This window comes from Burkholderia sp. 22313 (assembly GCF_052045245.1).
Classification (GTDB): domain Bacteria; phylum Pseudomonadota; class Gammaproteobacteria; order Burkholderiales; family Burkholderiaceae; genus Burkholderia.
In genome coordinates this window covers 47,056-66,018 of the sequence record NZ_JBQEON010000012.1, presented here as the reverse complement: position 1 = coordinate 66,018, position 18,963 = coordinate 47,056, and the positions used below count along the sequence as shown (strand labels likewise).

Below are 18,963 nucleotides of genomic sequence, written 5' to 3'. Positions count from 1 at the left end.
GCTGCCCAAAAAATCCCGCGCCCGGCCGTTCGGCCGATGCATGCGACCCCGGCCGAACGGCCGGGTGCCGGTGCATGCGCAGTTTGCGGGATAATACGGCTTTTCGAATCACCGCCCCGGCTTCGCACCCTTATTTGCGGGGCCGCCGTGCGCCCGCCGCACGGCCGCGGCCGTTTTCCGTCGGATCACCATGACCATCGTCAACCTCGCCGCCTACCACTTCGTGTCGCTCGACGCGACCGAGCAATGGCGCCCGCTCGTCACCGCCCGCTGCAACGAACTCGGCCTGCGCGGCACGATCCTGCTCGCGCCGGAAGGCATCAACCTGTTCATCGCCGGCCCGCGCGAAGCGACCGACGCGTTCATCGATTACCTGCGCCACGATCCGCTGTTCGAAGGCAAGTTCGCGACGCTGCAGTTCAAGGAAAGCCTGTCCGATTCGCAGCCGTTCCGCCGGATGCTCGTGCGCCTGAAGCGCGAGATCATCACGATGAAGAAGCCCGCGATCAAGCCGGAACTCGGTCGCGCGCCGTTCGTCGACGCCCCCACGCTCAAGACATGGCTCGACCGCGGCCACGACGACACCGGCCGCCCGGTCGTGATGCTCGACACGCGCAACGCATTCGAGGTCGACGTCGGCACGTTCGACAACGCGCTCGACTACCGGATCGACAAGTTCAGCGAATTCCCGGAAGTGATCGCCGCGAACCGCGCCGACCTCGAAGGCAAGACGGTCGTGTCGTTCTGCACCGGCGGGATCCGCTGCGAGAAGGCCGCGATCCACATGAAGGAAATCGGCATCGAGAACGTGTACCAGCTCGAGGGCGGGATCCTGAAGTATTTCGAGGAAGTCGGCGGCGCGCACTACCACGGCGACTGCTTCGTGTTCGACTACCGCACCGCGCTGAACCCGCAACTGCAGCCGACCGCGAACGTCACGTGCTTCGCGTGCCGCGCGGTCGTCACGCCGGAAGCCCAGCAATCGCCGAGCTACGTGCCCGGCCAGTCTTGCCCGGCCTGCGCGCAGGCAGCCAGCGCCGCGTAAGCGCGCGTTGCTCCGCGCCCCGATGACAGGCTACCGCGGCCGCTTCGCGCCGTCGCCCACCGGCCCGCTGCACTTCGGCTCGCTGGTCGGCGCGCTCGCGAGCTGGCTCGACGCGCGCGCGCACGGCGGCGCATGGCTCGTGCGCATCGAGGACATCGACGGCCCGCGCACGGTGCCTGGCGCCGCCGACCACATCCTCGCGACGCTCGCGCATTTCGGCATGACGCCCGACGAGCCGCCCGTGTGGCAAAGCACGCGCGAGGCCGACTATGCGGCCGCGCTCGAACGGCTCGTCGCCGCGGGGCTTGTCTATCCGTGCGGCTGCACGCGCAAGGAAATCGCCGATTCGCTGCGGGCCGCGCACGAGCGCCACACGACGCTCGCGTATCCGGGCACCTGCCGCACCGGCCTGCACGGCAAGCCCGCGCGCGCATGGCGGTTGCGCGTGCCGGACGGCGACGCTGCAATCGTCACGTTCGACGACCGCTGGCAGCACACGCAAGCGCAGAACCTCGCGACCGACGTCGGCGATTTCGTGCTGAAGCGCGCGGATGGCCAATGGGCATATCAGCTCGCGGTCGTGGTCGACGATGCCGACGCGGGGATCACGCACGTCGTGCGCGGCGCCGATCTGCTCGATTCGACCGCGCGCCAGATCTACCTGCAGCGCTGTCTCGGCGTGCCGACGCCCGAATATCTGCATGTGCCGGTCGTCGTCGATGCGCACGGAGAAAAGCTCAGCAAGCAGACGGGCGCGCTCGCGCTCGAACACGACGATCCGCTGCCGGCGCTGCGGGCCGCCGCCGCGCATCTCGGCCTTGCGGCCGATGGCGCGCGATCGGGCGATACGCTGGATGCGTTCTACGCGGCCGCGACCGATGCGTGGGCGCGTCGCTTCGGGCCGCGGGTCGCTTGACCACTCGCGGGACGGCCGTGTGTGCCGGCCGGCTCCCTGCCGCCTGCCCCCGTCGGCGTTGCATCCTGGCGAATGAAAACGTGACGGCAGCCGAAGGAACGCCTGCCGACGACACGGCAAGGCGACGTCTCAGGCACCGCCGCTGCCGCATGCGGCAAGCAAGCGCCCCTTCGCGCGCCCTTCCAGTCGCCCCGCCCAATGAAAAACGGGCACATGCCATCGCATGCACCCGTTTCTACGGCCGCGCTCGCGCACCGCACCGACCGCTTGAACCGACCGCTTACGCCGACGGCTTGCGCGGCATTCCAAACCCGCCGAGCAGTGCGGCGACCTGACGCTTCGGCCCTTTCTTCTCGGGCTGCTGCGCGGGCGTCGCCTCTTCCGGCTGCTTCGCCGACGCCGACGGTTCATACGGCTTCAGGAAGAAATCGTCGACCGGCGCCTCGTGGCGGCGGTGATGACCGCCACGCTCGGAACTGCCCGAACGACGCCCCGCCGCGCCACGATGCTCGTCGCGCTCGCGGCGGCCGCCGCGTTCGCCGCTGCGCTCGCCACTTCGCTCGCTGCCACGCTCACCGACGCGCTCGTCGTGACGATGACGCGCGGGCTTGTCGAGCGCGAGCGTCAGCACCTCGAGCGGACGCTTGATCAGCTTTTCGATATCGGCGAGCTGCTTGCGCTCGTTCGGGCTGCACAGCGACAGCGCATCGCCCGTCGCGCCCGCGCGGCCCGTGCGGCCGATCCGGTGCACGTAGTCTTCCGCGTTGAACGGCAGGTCGAAGTTGATCACGGCCGGCAGCTCGGCGATGTCGAGACCGCGCGCGGCCACGTCGGTCGCCACCAGCGCCTCGATCTCGCCGCGCTTGAACGCGTCGAGTGCCTGCATCCGCTCGATCTGCGTCTTGTCGCCGTGGATCGCCGACGCGACCACGCCGTCGCGCTCGAGGTTGCGGGCGAGCCGGCTCGCGCCGATCTTGCTGTTGCAGAACACGATCACCTGCTTGAGCCCGCGATCGCGCAACAGTTGCACGACGGCCGCCTGCTTGTCGCCTTCGGCGACGTCGTAGACGATCTGCGTGACGTTCGCGTTGGTCGAGTTGCTGCGCGCGACCTCGATCGTCTGCGGGTTGCGCAGGTAGGTCGACGCGAGCTTCTTGATTTCGCCCGAGAAGGTCGCCGAGAACAGCAGCGTCTGGCGCTCCTTCGGCAGCAGGTTCAGGATGCGCTGGAGGTCGGGCAGGAAGCCCATGTCGAGCATCCGGTCGGCTTCGTCGAGCACGAGGATCTGGACCTGGCCGAGGTTCGCCGTCTTCTGCTGCACGTGGTCGAGCAGGCGGCCCGGCGTCGCGATCAGGATCTCGACGCCGCGGCGCAGCTCGGCCATCTGCGGATTCATGTCGACGCCGCCGAACACGACCGCGCTGCGCAGCGGCGTGTGCTTCGCGTAGGCGTGCACGTTCGCGGCGACCTGGTCGGCGAGTTCGCGGGTTGGCGTCAGGATCAGCGCACGCACCGGGTGGCGCGCCGGAGACGCGCTCGTGTTGGCCTGCGGCAGCAGCCGCTGGATGATCGGCAGCGAGAAACTCGCGGTCTTGCCGGTACCCGTTTGCGCGGCGCCCATGACGTCGCGGCCGGCGAGCACGACCGGAATGGCCTGCGCCTGGATCGGCGTCGGCGTCGTATAGCCCTGCTCCGCAATGGCTTTCAGGATATCGGCGGCAAGGCCGAATTGATCGAAGGTTGCGTCGGCTGGCTTGGCGACAGAATCGGACATGGTGGCGTTTCGCTCAAAAGGCGCGGCGGGGGCATCGTGCGTCAGGCCGGCCGGGCCTGCGCTCATCACATTTCGGAAGTAGACGGAGCCGCGGCGCGCCGCGCGGCGCCGCTCTGGCGCTTGGGACCGGTTCAATTCGAACAGCGGGCGCCACAGGCCGTGCGGACTCCGTTCGGCGCGAATGCCGGCGGAAAGGGCCGTATTGTAGCACTGCGCGGCCATCTGTCCGTGACAACGCCGCGAACGGCCCCGGCGGCGGTTCGCGGTGTGCCCCGGCTGGCACGGCACGGGCGACACCCTTGTGCGATCGAGCTATCCCGATCGGCCGACGGACCGAATTCGGGGTCAACTCCCGATCGCGTCCGGCAGAACGAACGCGGCCGGGCGACCAGCCGAGGCTGGCCGACGGTCGCCTTGCTCTCCGGCCCGAGGTCACCTCGGCCGACCCCGGCAATCCCGGCGATCGGCACACAAACCCGATCGCACAGGCGACGCTCAGCCTTTCTTCTTTTTCTTCTTCTCGACCTGCACGCAGTCGCCGAGCAGCGGCGCCGCATTCTGATCGGCGATCTCGTCGCGCAGCGTCCCCTCCTTGCCCTTCGTCCACCAGGTATAGCGTCCGGCCTGGTAGCGCACGCCCGACGCCGATACGGTATCGACGAACAGCAGCTGCTGCCCGTTGACCGGCACGAGCGCGAAGCTCTGGCCGTTGGCCGCGCGCCAGTACGACACGCGTACCGGCTGCTTCTGGGTCGCGCACTGATAGACGGTCTGCTCGCGCGCATCGGCGTCGATTTCCTCGACGGTCAGTTGCGCGGCATGCGCGACGGAAACGGCGGTGCCGGCCAGCGCGAGCGCGGCGAAGGTTTGGCGAATCATGCGGGTCCTCTCACGAGACGGGGGGAAGCGCGCCCTCGCGGGACGCGCGGTTATCGTTGGCGATGCGTTCGCCATGCGTCGATGACGGGGCCGGTCAGGGATCGATGACGTCGGCACACGCATCGGTCGGCGCCGCGGCCACATGGCCGACGAGCGGCACGATCTTCAGCCCGGCCGAGGCGACCCGGCACGGCGCGGCCGCGAGGCCGCAACCCGCGAGGCTCGCGACCAGCGCCAGCGCGGCGCCGAGCTTGCCGATCCGGCCAAGCTGCCCGGTACGTTCGCGATGCGGCAACGTCGGCGCCATCACACGCTCCTCGTCGGGTCAGCGCGCCGACACGGGCCGCACGGCTGCCGCGGCGCGCTTTGCGCGATCGCGGGCTTCGTCGACGGTCGCGCCGGTCGCGAGCGCGACGCCCATGCGCCGCTTCGCAAAGCTTTCCGGTTTGCCGAACAGGCGCAGGTCGGCGCCCGGCACCGCCAGCGCGTCGCGCACGCCCTCGAACGCGATGCCGCGCTCGTCGAGGCCGCCATAGATCACCGCGGACGCGGCCGGCGAGCCGAGCGTCGGATCGACCGGCAGCCCGAGGATCGCGCGCGCATGCAGCTCGAACTCCGACTGGCGCTGCGACGCCAGCGTGACGAGGCCGGTATCGTGCGGCCGCGGGCTCACCTCGGAGAACCAGACGTCATCGCCGCGCACGAACAGCTCGACGCCGAACATTCCGCGCCCGCCGAGCGCCTCGGTCACCTTGTGCGCGATCTCGCGCGACTTGTCCAGCGCGGCCGCGCTCATCGGCTGCGGCTGCCACGATTCGACGTAGTCGCCCGCCACCTGCACATGGCCGACCGGCTCGCAGAAGTAGGTGCGCGTCTCGAGCGTCGCCGGGTCGATCGCGCGCACGGTCAGCTGCGTGATCTCGTACTCGAAATCGATGAAGCCCTCGACGATCACGCGACCGTGGTTCACGCGGCCGCCCGCCATCGCGTAGTCCCATGCGGGCTTCACGTCGGCCTCGGTCCGCACGACCGACTGCCCCTTGCCCGACGACGACATCACCGGCTTCACGACGCACGGCATGCCGATCTTCGCGACGGCCGCGCTGAACGCGTCGAACGATTCGGCGAACGCGAACGGCGACGTCGCCAGGCCGAGCTCCTCGGCCGCGAGCCGACGAATGCCCTCGCGGTTCATCGTGAGCTGCGTCGCGCGCGCGGTCGGAATCACCTCGGCCAGGCCGGCCGCCTCGATCGCCGCGAGCGCGTCGGTCGCGATCGCCTCGATTTCCGGCACGATCAGATGCGGACGCTCGGCCTCGACGATCGCGCGCAGCGCGGCGGCGTCGGTCATGTCGACCACGTGCACGCGATGCGCGACCTGGTGGCCCGGCGCGTCCGGATAGCGATCGACCGCGATGACTTCGACGCCGAGCCGCTGCAACGCGATGATGACTTCCTTGCCGAGTTCGCCGGCGCCGAGCAGCATGACGCGCGTGGCCGACGGAGAAAGCGGCGTACCGAGCCGCTGACCGATCTGCATGTGATTTCCCGCTGGTTCTGTTGAAGGACGAAAACGGCTTCGATGTTAACACGCGCACTCCAGCCGGTCTGGACGGTTTCGTCGCGCCGGCGCCGCGCCGCGCGCGGCCCGCGGGCAGGCCGCGAACGTTTTCACGCGTGAAGTGTCGGCTCGCCTCGCGCGGGGCGGGTGCGTTACTCTTACGCCTTGATCAGAATCCGATGAGGAACGAGGCTCATGTCCCACCTGTCCGCGGCCGCACGCGCACGCACCGGCCTGCTTCGCCCGTTGCGCGCGCCGCTTTGCGCGCTGACGCTTGCCACGCTTCTCGCCGCCTGCGCGATGCCGACCCACCCCGACTCCGCCGCCCCTGCCCCCGATCCGTACAACCCCGCCGCCGTCCAGCTGCTCGACGACACGAGCTGGGAGCTTACGAGCTGGCTGAACGCCGACGGCACGCCGCGCACGATTCCGCACGGCGACAACGGCGAGCCGATCAGGCTCGCGCTGTCCACCGAATCGGGGATCCGGCGCGCCAGCGGCTTTTCGGGCTGCAACCGCTATATGGGCACCTACGCGATCAAGAACGGCCTGCTGAGCTTCGGGCCGCTCGCCGGCACGCGCATGGCGTGCCCGAACGCGCTCGGCGGCCAGCTCGAGCACGCGTACCTCGACGCGCTTGCGCACATCGAGAAGACCGGCGTGCAGATGCGCGAACCGCAGCAATTGCAGATCGTGACCGAAGCCGGCGCGACACTGACCTTCACGCGCCGGAGCCCCTGAAGCAGCGCGCGGGCGGGGCCGACCGGCCGCCTTCGCCACGCGCGGATCCCGGACGCCCGCGGCCCGCGGCGTGAACGCGCATCGGCGCCTTCATGCTGCCCCGGCGTCCTGTCAGTTCGGTTCGCCGGACGGTTAAACTCGGCGGGTCGCGCACCGCGCTCCCCGCCCTCTTCCTGTTTCATCAAAGCATGCACACGGTTGTCTTCGGCTGGTTCGGCATCTCCGCCGTCTGGTTCCTCCTTCTCTTCTGGCGTCTCGTTCAGGCGATGCTGCCCGGCGGCGGCGGACTCGCCGGCCGCGGCTCGATTCGCCTGTGGCTCGGCTTCGCGGCCGTGTTCGTCGCAAGCTGCGCGCTGACGAGCCCGTTGTCGGGCCCCGACACGAATGTGCTCGGTCACGCGCTGTCGAACGGCTTCGCGCACGTGCTCGGCCCCATCGGCACGCCGGTCGCGATGGTCGTGCTGTTCTTCGCGGGCCTGCCGTGGCTGACGGGCATCGGCTGGCGCCAGTTCGCCGCGTGGGTCGACACGTCGTTCGGCGTGAAGCTCGCGCGCGACGTCGACGACGACGTGCGCGGCGTCGCCGACCTGCCGCGCAGCGCGCTGCACCGCGACGACGACATCGTGCAGCCGACCACCGCCCATACCGTGAACTCGATGGCGCCCCGGCAGAACGGCCGGTATTCGCGCCCGACGCTGTGGAAACCCGATCCGCAGGCCCGGCCGAAGCCGCGCAGCAAGACCGCGCCGCGTCCGCTCGCGGAGCCGGTCGCGCCATCGGGCTGGCTGAAGCCCACGCCTTCCAGTCGCATGCCGGCGCCTCCCGCACCGGGTGCGACGAGCGCGATGCCGCCGCCGACGACCGGCAGCACGGCCAGCCTCGCGCGCGCCGCCGCGAACGCCCAGGTGCCGCGCCCGAATCCGGCCCCGCTGCCGGCCGGATTCGCGCCCGTTCGGCCTCAACCGACCGCCGCGCGGCCTGCCGCCGCCGCCCAGAAGCAGCCGGCCGCGCCGCGCACCGCGGTCACGCCGCGCCCGGTGCCCGCGACGCCGCCGCGCACGCCCGCGCGACCGGTGACGGGCGCCGCCGCCGGCCAGTCGCCGGACGCGGCACGCCGCCGCCCCGCAGCGCCGACACCCGCGCGCGCGCCGCTCTACGCGTGGGTGCAACAGCCCGCCGAGCCGATCATGCCGGCGCCGAGCGTTCACGACACGCTGCGCTCGATCGAGGCCAGTACCGCGCAGTGGGCGGCGCTGGACGGCGTGCGGACGACGGATGCGTCGCCGATGACGGCCGCAGCCACGGCCGCGCCCCTGGCCGGCGCGGTGGCGGCGGCAGGCAGCGCGGCCGCCTCGGCATCGGCGGTCGTGCCGGCCGCGGTTGCGCCTGCGGCGGTCGTTCCGGCTGCGCATCCGGACGCGCACGACACTGCGTCGTCGGCATACGACGACAACGCACCGATCGTGCTGGATGCGTTCATGCCGGCCGAGCCGGGCGTGCGCACGCCGGCTGTCGATACCGGCGCCCGGGCGTTCGATGACGCTGCGCGGCCTGCAACGCCGCATCCCGGCGTCAAGGCCGATGCGCCGACGCTTCATGCAGACAGCGAGCATCCGCGGGACGCCAAGGTCCCTGCCGCACCAGCATTCGATGCACCAATCGACTTTGCACCGTGGGAAGACATCGTCAGTCAGCCGGTTTCCGGATTCGACGTGTCACACGGAACGCCGGTGGCCGCACCGCTGGCAGAGGCAGGCGACGAGGCAGGCGCGTCGATCGCCGCCCCCGCCGCGGCAAGCGGCCTGGGTCGCACCGTCGATACGAAGGATGCGGCGCCGGCCGCCGGCATCGCCGGCCAGTACCCGTCGCGACCTGCACGTTTCGCCGATGCCATCGTATCGGCCGATGCGAAACCAAACGCGCACGTCGCGCTGGACGGCCTGAAGCCCGTCGAGCAGGCTGCGCCGACTGCTCCCCTCCCCGCTTCCGCGATCGCGGCAACGCCGACGCGTCCGCTCGCCGAGGCGATGCCTGCTGCGGCAGCAGCGGCGACGGCAACCGTGGCCGCGGCGAATCCGACGCCGGCCGACGCCGTGACGGGAACGGCCTGGAACGCGGCAGTGAAACCCGCTGGCGACACCACGCGTTGGCCCGCAGACCCGCAACGCGCCGCGCCGCCGGCATCGGCGCCTGATACGTTGACCGCCGCCATCGCCGAGCCAGCTTCCGTCGACACCACCGCATCCGCGTCGTGGTCGAGGCCATTGTCTGCTGAACCGTTCGCCGCCGCGCCGACGTCCTCGGCAACCGGCGCGCCGTCGCCCGTCGGCAGCATGGCCGGTTCTGCTGCGCCGGCAACGGCGAACGCGTCGAACCACACGCCTGTCGCCGCGACGCCTTCGTTTGCCGGCATGACGAATACGGCCTCCGGTTCGCCGTCGCAACCGGTCGCATCGGCGATGTCCGCTGGCGCGGTTGCGCCGTCCGCGGCGACGGGCATCACGGGCACCGCGTACAGCGTCAGCGATCGCGCGCCGGCTGCATCGTCGCCGATCGGTGCGACGGGTGCGGCGCCGATCACGTCGGCGCCTGCCCTGACGACATCGGCTGGCACCGCCTTCCAGTCCGTCGCGCCGCCCCCGGCGCAACTCGTCGCACCGGCACAGCAAGCGCAGTCGTTCGCCGCCGCGCCGGCAAGCTGGTCCATATCCGCCGCCGGCGCAACGCCCGCGTCGGCCGCGACCACCGCGCCGCTCCCGACCGCAACGCGTCCCGAAGCCACCCAGCCGCCGGCAGCCGATCCCGTCGCCCCCGCGGAACCGGACGTATCGGCCGTGCCCGCACGCCCGCCCCGTCCGAACGCGTTCGAATTCCATGCGCCCGCGTCGTTCAACGTCGAACTACCGACGCTCGACCTGCTCGAGCCCGCGACCGGCGACGTCGAAACGATCACCGAGGAGCACCTCGCGCAGACCGGCCAGGTGATCGAGCAGCGCCTGCAGGAGTTCAAGGTGCCCGTGACGGTGGTCGGCGCATCGGCGGGCCCGGTCATCACGCGCTTCGAGATCGAGCCCGCACTCGGCGTGCGCGGCAGCCAGATCGTCGGCCTGATGAAGGATCTGTCGCGCGGCCTCGGCCTCACGTCGATCCGCGTCGTCGAGACGATTCCCGGCAAGACCTGCATGGGCCTCGAGTTGCCGAACGCGAAACGCCAGATGATCCGCCTGTCGGAGATCCTCGAGTCGCGCCAGTACCAGCATTCGACGTCGCAACTGACGATCGCGATGGGCAAGGACATCACCGGCCACCCGGTCGTCACGGATCTCGCGAAGGCGCCGCACATGCTGGTCGCGGGCACGACGGGCTCGGGCAAGTCGGTCGCGATCAACGCGATGATCCTGTCGCTGCTGTACAAGGCGACGCCCGAGGACGTGCGGCTCATCATGATCGACCCGAAGATGCTCGAGCTGTCGGTCTACGAAGGCATCCCGCACCTGCTCGCGCCGGTCGTCACCGACATGAAGCTCGCGGCGAACGCACTGAACTGGTGCGTCGGCGAAATGGAAAAGCGCTACCGGCTGATGTCGGCCGTCGGCGTGCGCAACCTCGCGGGCTTCAACCAGAAGATCCGCGACGCGGAAGCGAAGGAAAAGAAGATCGGCAACCCGTTCTCGCTGACGCCCGAGGATCCCGAGCCGCTGTCGAAGCTGCCGCTGATCGTCGTCGTGATCGACGAGCTGGCCGACCTGATGATGGTCGCCGGCAAGAAGATCGAGGAGCTGATCGCCCGTCTCGCGCAGAAGGCGCGCGCGGCCGGCATCCACCTGATCCTCGCGACCCAGCGCCCGTCCGTCGACGTGATTACCGGCTTGATCAAGGCGAACATCCCGACGCGTGTCGCGTTCCAGGTGTCGTCGAAGATCGACTCGCGCACGATCCTCGACCAGATGGGCGCCGAATCGCTGCTCGGCCAGGGCGACATGCTGTTCCTGCCGCCGGGCACCGGCTATCCGCAGCGCGTGCACGGCGCGTTCGTCGCCGACGAGGAAGTGCACCGGGTCGTCGAATACCTGAAGCAGTTCGGCGAGCCGCAGTACGAGGAAGGGATTCTCGACGGCCCGGCCGCCGACGGTGCGACGCAGGACCTGTTCGGCGATGCGCCGGATGCGGAAGCCGATCCGCTGTACGACGAGGCGGTCGCGTTCGTCGTGCGCACGCGGCGCGCCTCGATCTCGTCGGTACAGCGCCAGCTGCGCATCGGCTACAACCGTGCCGCGCGCCTCGTCGAGCAGATGGAAGCGGCCGGACTCGTGTCGCCGATGGGCATCAACGGCAGCCGCGAGGTGCTCGTGCCGGCCGCGGCCGACTGAGCGCGGCGGCCGCGCGGCCGCCGCGACGATACGGGCGCACCGCGCGAGCGGCCGCCCGAATCCCGGGGGCGCTGCATCGGCTGCGCCCTTGTTGCATTTACTGCGCCACCGGCACCAGCTTGAAGTCGACCGGGCTGCCAACCGCCACCTTCTGCGGATTCGGGCCGAGCTGCCCTGTTTCGACATCGCGGCTGAACACGTAGAACGTGTCGCTGTCCTGGTTGCCGACGATCAGCCACTTTCCGGTCGGATCGATCATGAATTCGCGCGGCGTCTTGCCGAGGCTCGACTGGCGGCCCACCGTCTTCAGCCGGCCGTCGGCCTTGTTCACCGCGTAGATCACGATGTCGTTCACGTCGCCGCGGTTGGTCACGTACAGGAACCGGCCGTCCGGCGACAGATGGATCGCGCCGCCCCCGATCTTGCCCTTGAAGCCCGGCACCGTCATCGGCAGCGTCTCGACCGGCGTCAGCTTGCCGTCGTGGTAGCCGAACACCTCGACCGACGCGTTGAGTTCGCTCGTCACGTACGCGAACCGGCCGTCGGCGCTGAATACCATGTGACGCGGGCCGGAGCCGGCCTTCACGGGCGTGTAGCGCGTGTCGGTCGGGCTGATCAGCCCGCGGCTGCCGTCCACCGTGTAGCGGTAGCCGTAGATCTTGTCCGTGCCGAGATCCTGCACGAACAGGTAACGGCCATCCGGCGAGAACACCGTCGAGTGCACGTGCGCGCCGTCCTGGCGCCCCTTCACGGGCCCCGTGCCTTCGTGATGCACGGTCAGCGCGGCCGCCCCCACCGCGCCGCCGTCACGGATCGGGAATACCGAGAAGCTGCCGCCCGGATCGGCCGCGACCGAGTAATTGGCCGCGACGAGGTACTTGCCGTCCGGCGACAGCGCGAGATAGCACGGATCGTTGCCTTCCGACGACACGCGGTCGATGAACGTGAGCGCGCCCGTCTTCGGATCGAAGCCGAACGCGCTGACGCCGCCGCGCTGCGTGGCCGGCCCGTTGTCGCCGGGCAGTTCGTTGACCGCGTAGACGGTGTGGCCGTCGCGGCTCGGCAACAGGTAGGACGGATTCACGGCCTTCGCCGACGACACGGGTGTGACGCTGCCCGTTTTCGTATCGAAGTGGTACACGTAGATCCCGTCGCTGCCGTGGCCCGTGTAGGTGCCGACGAGCAGGTTGTAGACGCCGTCGGCCGGTGCCGGCGATTGTTGTGCGAACGCGTGGGTCGCGGACAGTGAAAGCACGATCGCCAAACCTTTCATCCAGTGAGCGAACCCGAGCGGGAACCCTCGTGTCGAAGCGCGTGCGTCATGCTCGCGTGAACGGTTGGACATTGAATCCTCCTTGCGTCGAGTCGCTTCAAGTGTTGAGATAGGACGAAACGCCGGCCGACCATGCGCTCCGCCGCCCGGCCGAGTATACGGGGATACGGAAATACGGGGCGCGACGCCGGCACGCGAACCCCGGCGCCGCAGCCTGCATTGTGAACTCGAATATCCAAGGACCGCTTGCCCATGCCCGCCCTGATCGAAGACTACGCCCTCGTCGGCGACGGCCATACCGCCGCGCTCATTTCGAAAGACGGCTCCGTCGACTGGCTGTGCTGGCCCCGCTTCGATTCGGGCGCCTGTTTCGCGGCGCTGGTCGGCACGCCCGAGCACGGCCGCTGGCTGCTCGCGCCGGCCGGCGACGCCGCGATCACGCACACGACACGCCGCTATCGCGGCGACACGCTGATCCTCGAAACCGACTACGAAAGCGCCGACGGCGCCGTCACCGTGATCGACTTCATGCCGCCCGGCAACGGCTGGTCGGAACTCGTGCGGATCGTCGTCGGCCGGCACGGCACGATGAAGATGCGCATGGAGCTGGTGTTGCGCTTCGACTACGGTTTCTCGATTCCGTGGGTCACGCAGCTGTCACGCGAAAACGGCATGAAAGCAATCGCCGGCCCCGATACGGTCGTGCTGCGCACGCCCGTGCCGCTCACCGGCAAGAACCTGCACACGCTGGCCGAATTCACGGTGAGCGCCGACGAGCGCGTGCCGTTCTCGCTCGGCTACGCGGCGTCGCACCTGCGGCTGCCGCCCGCGCGCGATCCGCTGTCGATGCTCGCGCGCACCGAGAACTACTGGCTCGAATGGTCGGGGCGCTGCCAGGTGCAGGGCCGCTATGCGGCCGCCGTGCGCCGCTCGCTGATCACGCTGAAGGCCCTCGCGTACGAGCCGACCGGCGGGATCGTCGCGGCGCCGACCACGTCGCTGCCCGAGAAGATCGGCGGCAACCGCAACTGGGATTACCGCTACTGCTGGCTGCGCGACGCGACGATCACGCTGCTCGCGCTGATGCGCGGCGGCTACTACGACGAGGCACGCGCGTGGCGCACGTGGCTCGGCCGCGTGATGGCCGGCTCGCCCGAGCAGATCCAGATCATGTACGGGATCGCGGGCGAGCGCCGGCTGCCGGAAATGGAGCTCGACTGGTTGCCCGGCTATCAGGACTCGAAACCGGTCCGCGTGGGCAACGGCGCCGCGAATCAGCTCCAGCTCGACGTGTTCGGCGAAGTGATGGCCGCGCTGCACCTCGCGCGGGTGGGCGGCCTGCAGGCCGACGACACCGTATGGTCCGTCCAGTGTTCGCTGCTCGACCATCTGGAGAAGATCTGGCAGGAACCCGACGAAGGCATCTGGGAAACGCGCGGCGGCCGCCGCCACTTCACGTTCTCGAAGGTGATGGCGTGGGTCGCGTTCGACCGTGCGATCAAGTCGGCGGAGATGTTCCGGCTGCCGGCGTCGCTCGACCGCTGGCGCGCGCTGCGCGACCGCATCCATGCGGACGTGTGCGACCACGCGTGGCATGCAGGCAAACAGGCGTTTGTGCAGAGCTACGGCAGCGACGAACTCGACGCGAGCGTGCTGCTGATGCCGTTGCTCGGCTTCCTGCCGCCGGAAGACCCGCGCATCGTGGGCACGGTCGAAGCGGTCGAGCGGGAATTGCTGCACGACGGCCTCGTGATGCGCTACCGCACGACCGAATACGACGACGGCCTGCCGCCCGGCGAAGGCACGTTTCTCGCATGCAGCTTCTGGCTGGTCGACAACTACGCGCTGCTCGGCCGGATCGACGACGCGCACCGGCTGTTCAGCCGGCTGCTGGCATTGTCGAACGACCTCGGGCTGCTCGCCGAGGAATACGATCCGGTCGAAGGCCGGCTCGTCGGTAATTTCCCGCAGGCGTTCTCGCACGTGGCGCTGGTGCATACCGCGATGAACCTGATGCACCACGAAGAAGCGATGGCGCGCGCGGCCGGCCAGCCCGCGCCGGCCGTGGCGACGGGGCGCTGACGGGCGGCGGGCCGGCTTGTTCAGAGATCGTCAATTCGCAAAAGTTTGATGAAAAATCGGGGAAATGTTGCATTGCAACACCCATCGTTGTCCGATATGATCGACTCGATTGTCCGGCCGCACTGCAACATGGCCGGTCGCTGACCCACACGGCACGCCGCGACGCCCCACGCCGCCCGCACCGTCCCCCAAGCGGGAGTAGTCTGCATGCTTTACCAACTGCACGAATTCCAGCGGGCAATGCTGAGCCCGCTCACGGCCTGGGCCCAGGCCGCTTCCAAGTCGTTCGCCAATCCGTCCAGTCCGTTCTCGCTGATACCCGGCGCGCCGCGGATGGCTGCCGCATACGAACTGATGTACCGGCTCGGCAAGGATTACGAGAAGCCCGAATTCAACCTTCACCAGATCGTCAAGGACGGCCACAACATCCCGATCGTCGAGCAGACGATCATCGAGAAGCCGTTCTGCCGGTTGCTGCGTTTCAAACGCTATTCGGACGATGCCGACGCCGTCACGCAGTTGAAGGACGAACCGGTCGTGCTGGTCTGCGCGCCGCTGTCGGGCCACCACTCGACGCTGCTGCGCGACACCGTGCGCACGCTGCTGCAGGATCACAAGGTGTACATCACCGACTGGATCGACGCACGGATGGTGCCGGTCGAGACGGGCCCGTTCCACCTGCACGACTACATCGCGTACATCCAGGAATTCATCCGCCACATCGGCGCGCGCAACCTGCACGTGATCTCCGTGTGCCAGCCGACGGTGCCGGTGCTCGCGGCGATCTCGCTGATGGCGAGCCGCGGCGAGGACACGCCGCTCACGATGACGATGATGGGCGGCCCGATCGACGCGCGCCGCAGCCCGACGTCGGTCAATTCGCTGGCGACGCAACACTCGACCGCGTGGTTCGAGAACAACGTGATCCACACGGTGCCCGCGAACTATCCGGGCGAAGGCCGCCAGGTCTATCCGGGCTTCCTGCAGCACACGGGCTTCGTCGCGATGAACCCGGAACGCCACGCGCAATCGCACTGGGACTTCTACCAGAGCCTGCTGCGCGGCGACGAGGAAGACGCCGAAGCGCACCGCCAGTTCTACGACGAGTACAACGCGGTGCTCGACATGGCCGCCGAGTATTACCTCGAGACGATCCGCGTCGTGTTCCAGGAATTCCGGCTCGCGGAAGGCACGTGGGATGTCGAAGGCGAGCGCGTGCGTCCGCAGGACATCAAGCACACCGCACTGATGACGATCGAAGGCGAACTCGACGACATCTCGGGCAGCGGCCAGACCCACGTCGCGCACGAACTGTGCACGGGCATCCCGCAGGACGATCGCCGCAGCCTGACCGCCGAGAAGTGCGGTCACTACGGGATCTTCTCGGGCCGCCGCTGGCGCACGATCATCTACCCGCAACTGCGCGACTTCATCCGCGAGCATGCGCCGGAACCGAAGAACGGCGTGACCAGGCTGCCCCCCGACGCACAGGACGCGACAACGATCGGCACCGTGCCGGCCGTCCGGCCGCAGTCGGAAGCGACGAAGCGCACCGCCACCGCGAAGCGCGCGCACGCGAAGGCACCGGCCGCGACGGTTGCGCCCGCCAAGACGGTCGCCGCGAAGGCGGCACCGGCCGCGAAACGCGCGGGCAACCCGCGCGCCAAAGCCGTTCGCGCGCGCAAGGCCGCCTGACGCACCGCGCGCCGACGCAAAAACGCCGCCGATGCTCGCGCACGGCGGCGTTTTTTATCCGGCGGCGGACGGTGGGCCGCCCGGCGCCTCGGCGGCGCGCCGGTTCAGCGCCGCAGCAGATACGCGAGCAGCACCTCGGTGTTCATCCTGACCATCTCCGCGCGCTCGTCGGCTTCGCTGTAGTCGCGGCCGAGCGTCGCCGCGAGCGTGAAGCGGTTCGACACGATGTAGTAGCCAAGCCCGGAGAGCGTCACGTAGAAGCGCAGCGGATCGACGTCGGCGCGGAACAGCCCGGCCTTCTGGCCGCGCATCAGCACGTTGCCGAGCTTCGCGACGATCGGCGACATCAGCTCGCGGATCCGCGTCGACTTGTGCAGGTAGCGCGCTTCGTGCAGGTTCTCGTTGTTGATGAGCCGCAGCAGTTCCGGATGGTCGCGGTAGTAGTCCCACACGAAATGCGCGAGCCGCGTGACGGCTTCGACGGGTGCGACGCCATCGAGATCGAGCACGCGCTCGGCCTCGGTCAGCGCGGAGAACGCGTGTTCGAGCACGGCCGTAAACAGCTGCTCCTTGCTGCCGAAGTAGTAATAGAGCATGCGCTCGTTGGTTTCGGCCCGGCGCGCGATCTGATCGACGCGTGCGCCGAACAGCCCGCCGCTCGCGAACTCTTCGGCGGCCGCCATCAGGATGCGACGGCGTGTACCTTCAGGATCTCTTTTGATTTTTGGCTGATTCATGGTGGCGCTTTGCTATGTGAGCCGCTTGATCCGGACCGGCACCCCCACCGCCTCGGCGCCGGCCGCCCTGGAACGGGCGCGCCGCGTGCGGCCGCCCTCCTGCTGAGCCCCTGCAAAAAAGCGGTTCGATTATGCGCATAGACGGCGTCCAGCGCAATGCGGGAAATCGGCGATAATCAAGGTTTGGCAAACCTTTCCGGCCGCGCCAGACGCGGCCGAGAGCCAGTCGGCGCTGCTGCGCCCGTTGTCACCGTGACCGATTCCAAGACCCTCGCGGATCGCATCGAAGATCTGCTTCCCCAGACGCAATGCACGAAGTGCGGCTATGACGGCTGTCGTCCGTACGCCGACGCGATCGCCGCCGGCGATGCGAACTACAACCAGTGCCCGCCCGGCGGCGCCGAAGGCATCGCGCGCCTCGCGAAGCTGCTCGGCAAGCCCGTGATTCCGCTGAACCCCGTCAACGGCACCGAGCATCCACGCGCCGTCGCGTTCATCGACGAAAGCCTGTGCATCGGCTGCACGCTGTGCATGCAGGCGTGCCCGGTCGATGCGATCGTCGGCGCACCGAAACAGATGCACACGATCGTCGCGTCGCTGTGCACCGGCTGCGACCTGTGCGTGCCGCCGTGCCCGGTCGACTGCATCGCGATGATCCCCGTGACCAGTGACGACACCGGCTGGGACGCGTGGTCGCAGGAACAGGCGGATGCCGCGCGCGCGCGCCACGACCAGCGGCTCGCGCGCCAGCGCCGCGAACGCGAGGCCGCCGAAGCACGCGCCGCCGCGCGTCGCGCGGCCAGCGCCGACGCAGCCAAGGCGGCCAAGGCAGCGCCGGGCGCGGCAGAGCCCGGCACGCAGCCGGGTGTACCGGGCACCGCCCCGGCCGCCGACGCCGACGCGAAGAAACGCGCGATCATCGCCGCCGCGCTCGAACGTGCTCGCAAGAAGAAGGAAGCACTGTCCGAGCAAGGCGCCGGGCCAAAGAACACCGAAGGCGTGAGCGCGGCCGTCCAGGCGCAGATCGACGCGGCCGAAGCCCGCCGCAAGCGGCTCGCCGAACAGCAGGCGCAGCGCGACGCCGAGGCCGCGGCAGCCGGCGACGGCGACACGCCCGACGACAACAACGACGACCGGAACGGCCCGTCCGCGCCGTCCGACCAGCACCGTCCATGAACGCCACCAAACGACGCGCGATCTACGAAACGCTGCAGAGCCTCAATCCGCATCCGACCACCGAGCTCGAATACACGACGCCGTTCGAGCTGCTGATCGCGGTGATGCTGTCCGCGCAGGCGACCGACGTGTCGGTCAACAAGGCGATGCGGAAGATGTTTCCGGTCGCGAACACGCCGCGACAAATCGTCGCGCTCGGTGAGGAAGGCGTCGCCGACTACATCAAGACCATCGGCCTGTACCGCACCAAGGCGAAGAACGTGATCGCGACGTGCAACATCCTGCTCGAACGCTACGACGGCGAAGTGCCGGCCGATCGCGACGCGCTCGAGAGCCTGCCGGGCGTCGGCCGCAAGACCGCGAACGTCATCCTGAACACCGCGTTCGGCCAGCCGACGATCGCGGTCGACACGCACATCTTCCGCGTCGCGAATCGCACGGGGCTCGCGCCGGGCAAGGACGTGCGAGCCGTCGAAGCCGCACTCGAGAAGTTCACGCCGAAGGAATTCCTGCAGGACGCGCATCATTGGCTGATCCTGCACGGGCGTTACGTGTGCAAGGCCCGCAAGCCCGAATGCTGGCACTGCGCGATCGAGCCGCTGTGCGAATTCCGGCCGAAGACGCCGCCGCCGAACGAGTGAGCGCCAGCCGCGGCTGACGTATCCGCGCACCGCGCCGGCCGCCCGGGCCGCGCGCGGCACCACCGGCCGGCCC

The 18,963-nt window shown here is 69.3% G+C and carries 13 protein-coding genes and 1 pseudogene; 8 read left to right on the top strand and 6 right to left on the bottom strand.

The features are described 5' to 3' along the window. The first annotated feature begins 190 nt into the window (after nucleotides 1-190). Together ACTJKF_RS12390 and gluQRS are read left to right on the top strand one after the other, a co-directional pair. Nucleotides 191-1,045 carry a sulfurtransferase gene (locus ACTJKF_RS12390; protein ID WP_440623827.1) on the top strand — a complete coding sequence of 285 codons (855 nt, stop codon included), beginning with the start codon at nucleotides 191-193 and terminating at the stop codon, nucleotides 1,043-1,045. Between the two features lie 22 nt (nucleotides 1,046-1,067). Then, complete coding sequence (gluQRS, locus tag ACTJKF_RS12385) at nucleotides 1,068-1,961, top strand: tRNA glutamyl-Q(34) synthetase GluQRS (RefSeq protein ID WP_440623826.1); 894 nt, start codon at nucleotides 1,068-1,070, stop codon at nucleotides 1,959-1,961. 280 nt (nucleotides 1,962-2,241) lie between these two features. Here the strand turns inward: gluQRS and ACTJKF_RS12380 are convergent, their stop codons facing one another. The 4 genes from ACTJKF_RS12380 to purT form a co-directional block, all read right to left on the bottom strand. Beyond that, nucleotides 2,242-3,801, bottom strand: coding sequence for a DEAD/DEAH box helicase (locus ACTJKF_RS12380; RefSeq protein ID WP_440623825.1), 1,560 nt, complete (start codon nucleotides 3,799-3,801; stop codon nucleotides 2,242-2,244). A 429-nt stretch (nucleotides 3,802-4,230) separates the two neighbouring features. Next, complete coding sequence (locus tag ACTJKF_RS12375) at nucleotides 4,231-4,614, bottom strand: MliC family protein (protein ID WP_440623824.1); 384 nt, start codon at nucleotides 4,612-4,614, stop codon at nucleotides 4,231-4,233. A 94-nt stretch (nucleotides 4,615-4,708) separates the two neighbouring features. Next, on the bottom strand, nucleotides 4,709-4,921 hold the full coding sequence (locus ACTJKF_RS12370) for a DUF6726 family protein (RefSeq protein ID WP_440623823.1): 213 nt from the start codon (nucleotides 4,919-4,921) through the stop codon (nucleotides 4,709-4,711). 18 nt (nucleotides 4,922-4,939) lie between these two features. Next, nucleotides 4,940-6,154 carry a formate-dependent phosphoribosylglycinamide formyltransferase gene (gene purT, locus ACTJKF_RS12365; RefSeq protein WP_440623822.1) on the bottom strand — a complete coding sequence of 405 codons (1,215 nt, stop codon included), beginning with the start codon at nucleotides 6,152-6,154 and terminating at the stop codon, nucleotides 4,940-4,942. 216 nt (nucleotides 6,155-6,370) lie between these two features. Between purT and ACTJKF_RS12360 the strand changes: the two genes are divergently transcribed. Then, the gene (locus ACTJKF_RS12360) at nucleotides 6,371-6,916 is read left to right on the top strand and encodes an META domain-containing protein (RefSeq protein ID WP_440623821.1); all 546 of its coding nucleotides are present in this window, start codon (nucleotides 6,371-6,373) and stop codon (nucleotides 6,914-6,916) included. Between the two features lie 2,711 nt (nucleotides 6,917-9,627). Then, nucleotides 9,628-11,286, top strand: a pseudogene (locus tag ACTJKF_RS12355) (DNA translocase FtsK); the annotation flags it as partial. Between the two features lie 97 nt (nucleotides 11,287-11,383). Here the strand turns inward: ACTJKF_RS12355 and ACTJKF_RS12350 are convergent. After that, nucleotides 11,384-12,631 (bottom strand): lactonase family protein, encoded by a 1,248-nt coding sequence (locus ACTJKF_RS12350; RefSeq protein ID WP_440623820.1) that lies wholly within the window; start codon nucleotides 12,629-12,631, stop codon nucleotides 11,384-11,386. Nucleotides 12,632-12,811: 180 nt separating this feature from the next. On the opposite strand from ACTJKF_RS12350, the gene ACTJKF_RS12345 reads away from it, so the two are divergent. Further along, nucleotides 12,812-14,641, top strand: coding sequence for a glycoside hydrolase family 15 protein (locus ACTJKF_RS12345; protein ID WP_440623819.1), 1,830 nt, complete (start codon nucleotides 12,812-12,814; stop codon nucleotides 14,639-14,641). 207 nt (nucleotides 14,642-14,848) lie between these two features. Continuing rightward, nucleotides 14,849-16,336, top strand: coding sequence for a polyhydroxyalkanoate depolymerase (locus ACTJKF_RS12340; protein ID WP_440623818.1), 1,488 nt, complete (start codon nucleotides 14,849-14,851; stop codon nucleotides 16,334-16,336). Nucleotides 16,337-16,440: 104 nt separating this feature from the next. Here ACTJKF_RS12340 and ACTJKF_RS12335 read toward each other — a convergent pair whose 3' ends face one another. After that, nucleotides 16,441-17,073 (bottom strand): TetR family transcriptional regulator, encoded by a 633-nt coding sequence (locus ACTJKF_RS12335; protein WP_440623817.1) that lies wholly within the window; start codon nucleotides 17,071-17,073, stop codon nucleotides 16,441-16,443. 156 nt (nucleotides 17,074-17,229) lie between these two features. On the opposite strand from ACTJKF_RS12335, the gene rsxB reads away from it, so the two are divergent. After that, on the top strand, nucleotides 17,230-18,249 hold the full coding sequence (gene rsxB, locus ACTJKF_RS12330) for an electron transport complex subunit RsxB (protein ID WP_440623816.1): 1,020 nt from the start codon (nucleotides 17,230-17,232) through the stop codon (nucleotides 18,247-18,249). Beyond that, a complete protein-coding gene (gene nth, locus ACTJKF_RS12325; protein ID WP_440623815.1) occupies nucleotides 18,246-18,890 on the top strand; it encodes an endonuclease III in 645 nt (214 codons plus the stop codon). Before rsxB ends, nth begins: the two co-directional genes overlap by 4 nt. The last annotated feature ends 73 nt before the right edge of the window (nucleotides 18,891-18,963 follow it).

Excerpts from the sequence above, each read along its gene's own strand:
- rsxB (WP_440623816.1), top strand. The coding sequence starts at position 17,230 with ATGCGGGAAATCGGCGATAATCAAGGTTTGGCAAACCTTTCCGGCCGC.
- gluQRS (WP_440623826.1), top strand. The coding sequence starts at position 1,068 with ATGACAGGCTACCGCGGCCGCTTCGCGCCGTCGCCCACCGGCCCGCTG.
- ACTJKF_RS12375 (WP_440623824.1), bottom strand. The coding sequence starts at position 4,614 with ATGATTCGCCAAACCTTCGCCGCGCTCGCGCTGGCCGGCACCGCCGTT.
- ACTJKF_RS12350 (WP_440623820.1), bottom strand. The coding sequence starts at position 12,631 with ATGTCCAACCGTTCACGCGAGCATGACGCACGCGCTTCGACACGAGGG.
- ACTJKF_RS12345 (WP_440623819.1), top strand. The coding sequence starts at position 12,812 with ATGCCCGCCCTGATCGAAGACTACGCCCTCGTCGGCGACGGCCATACC.
- ACTJKF_RS12370 (WP_440623823.1), bottom strand. The coding sequence starts at position 4,921 with ATGGCGCCGACGTTGCCGCATCGCGAACGTACCGGGCAGCTTGGCCGG.
- ACTJKF_RS12390 (WP_440623827.1), top strand. The coding sequence starts at position 191 with ATGACCATCGTCAACCTCGCCGCCTACCACTTCGTGTCGCTCGACGCG.
- ACTJKF_RS12380 (WP_440623825.1), bottom strand. The coding sequence starts at position 3,801 with ATGAGCGCAGGCCCGGCCGGCCTGACGCACGATGCCCCCGCCGCGCCT.
- nth (WP_440623815.1), top strand. The coding sequence starts at position 18,246 with ATGAACGCCACCAAACGACGCGCGATCTACGAAACGCTGCAGAGCCTC.
- ACTJKF_RS12360 (WP_440623821.1), top strand. The coding sequence starts at position 6,371 with ATGTCCCACCTGTCCGCGGCCGCACGCGCACGCACCGGCCTGCTTCGC.
- ACTJKF_RS12340 (WP_440623818.1), top strand. The coding sequence starts at position 14,849 with ATGCTTTACCAACTGCACGAATTCCAGCGGGCAATGCTGAGCCCGCTC.
- purT (WP_440623822.1), bottom strand. The coding sequence starts at position 6,154 with ATGCAGATCGGTCAGCGGCTCGGTACGCCGCTTTCTCCGTCGGCCACG.
- ACTJKF_RS12335 (WP_440623817.1), bottom strand. The coding sequence starts at position 17,073 with ATGAATCAGCCAAAAATCAAAAGAGATCCTGAAGGTACACGCCGTCGC.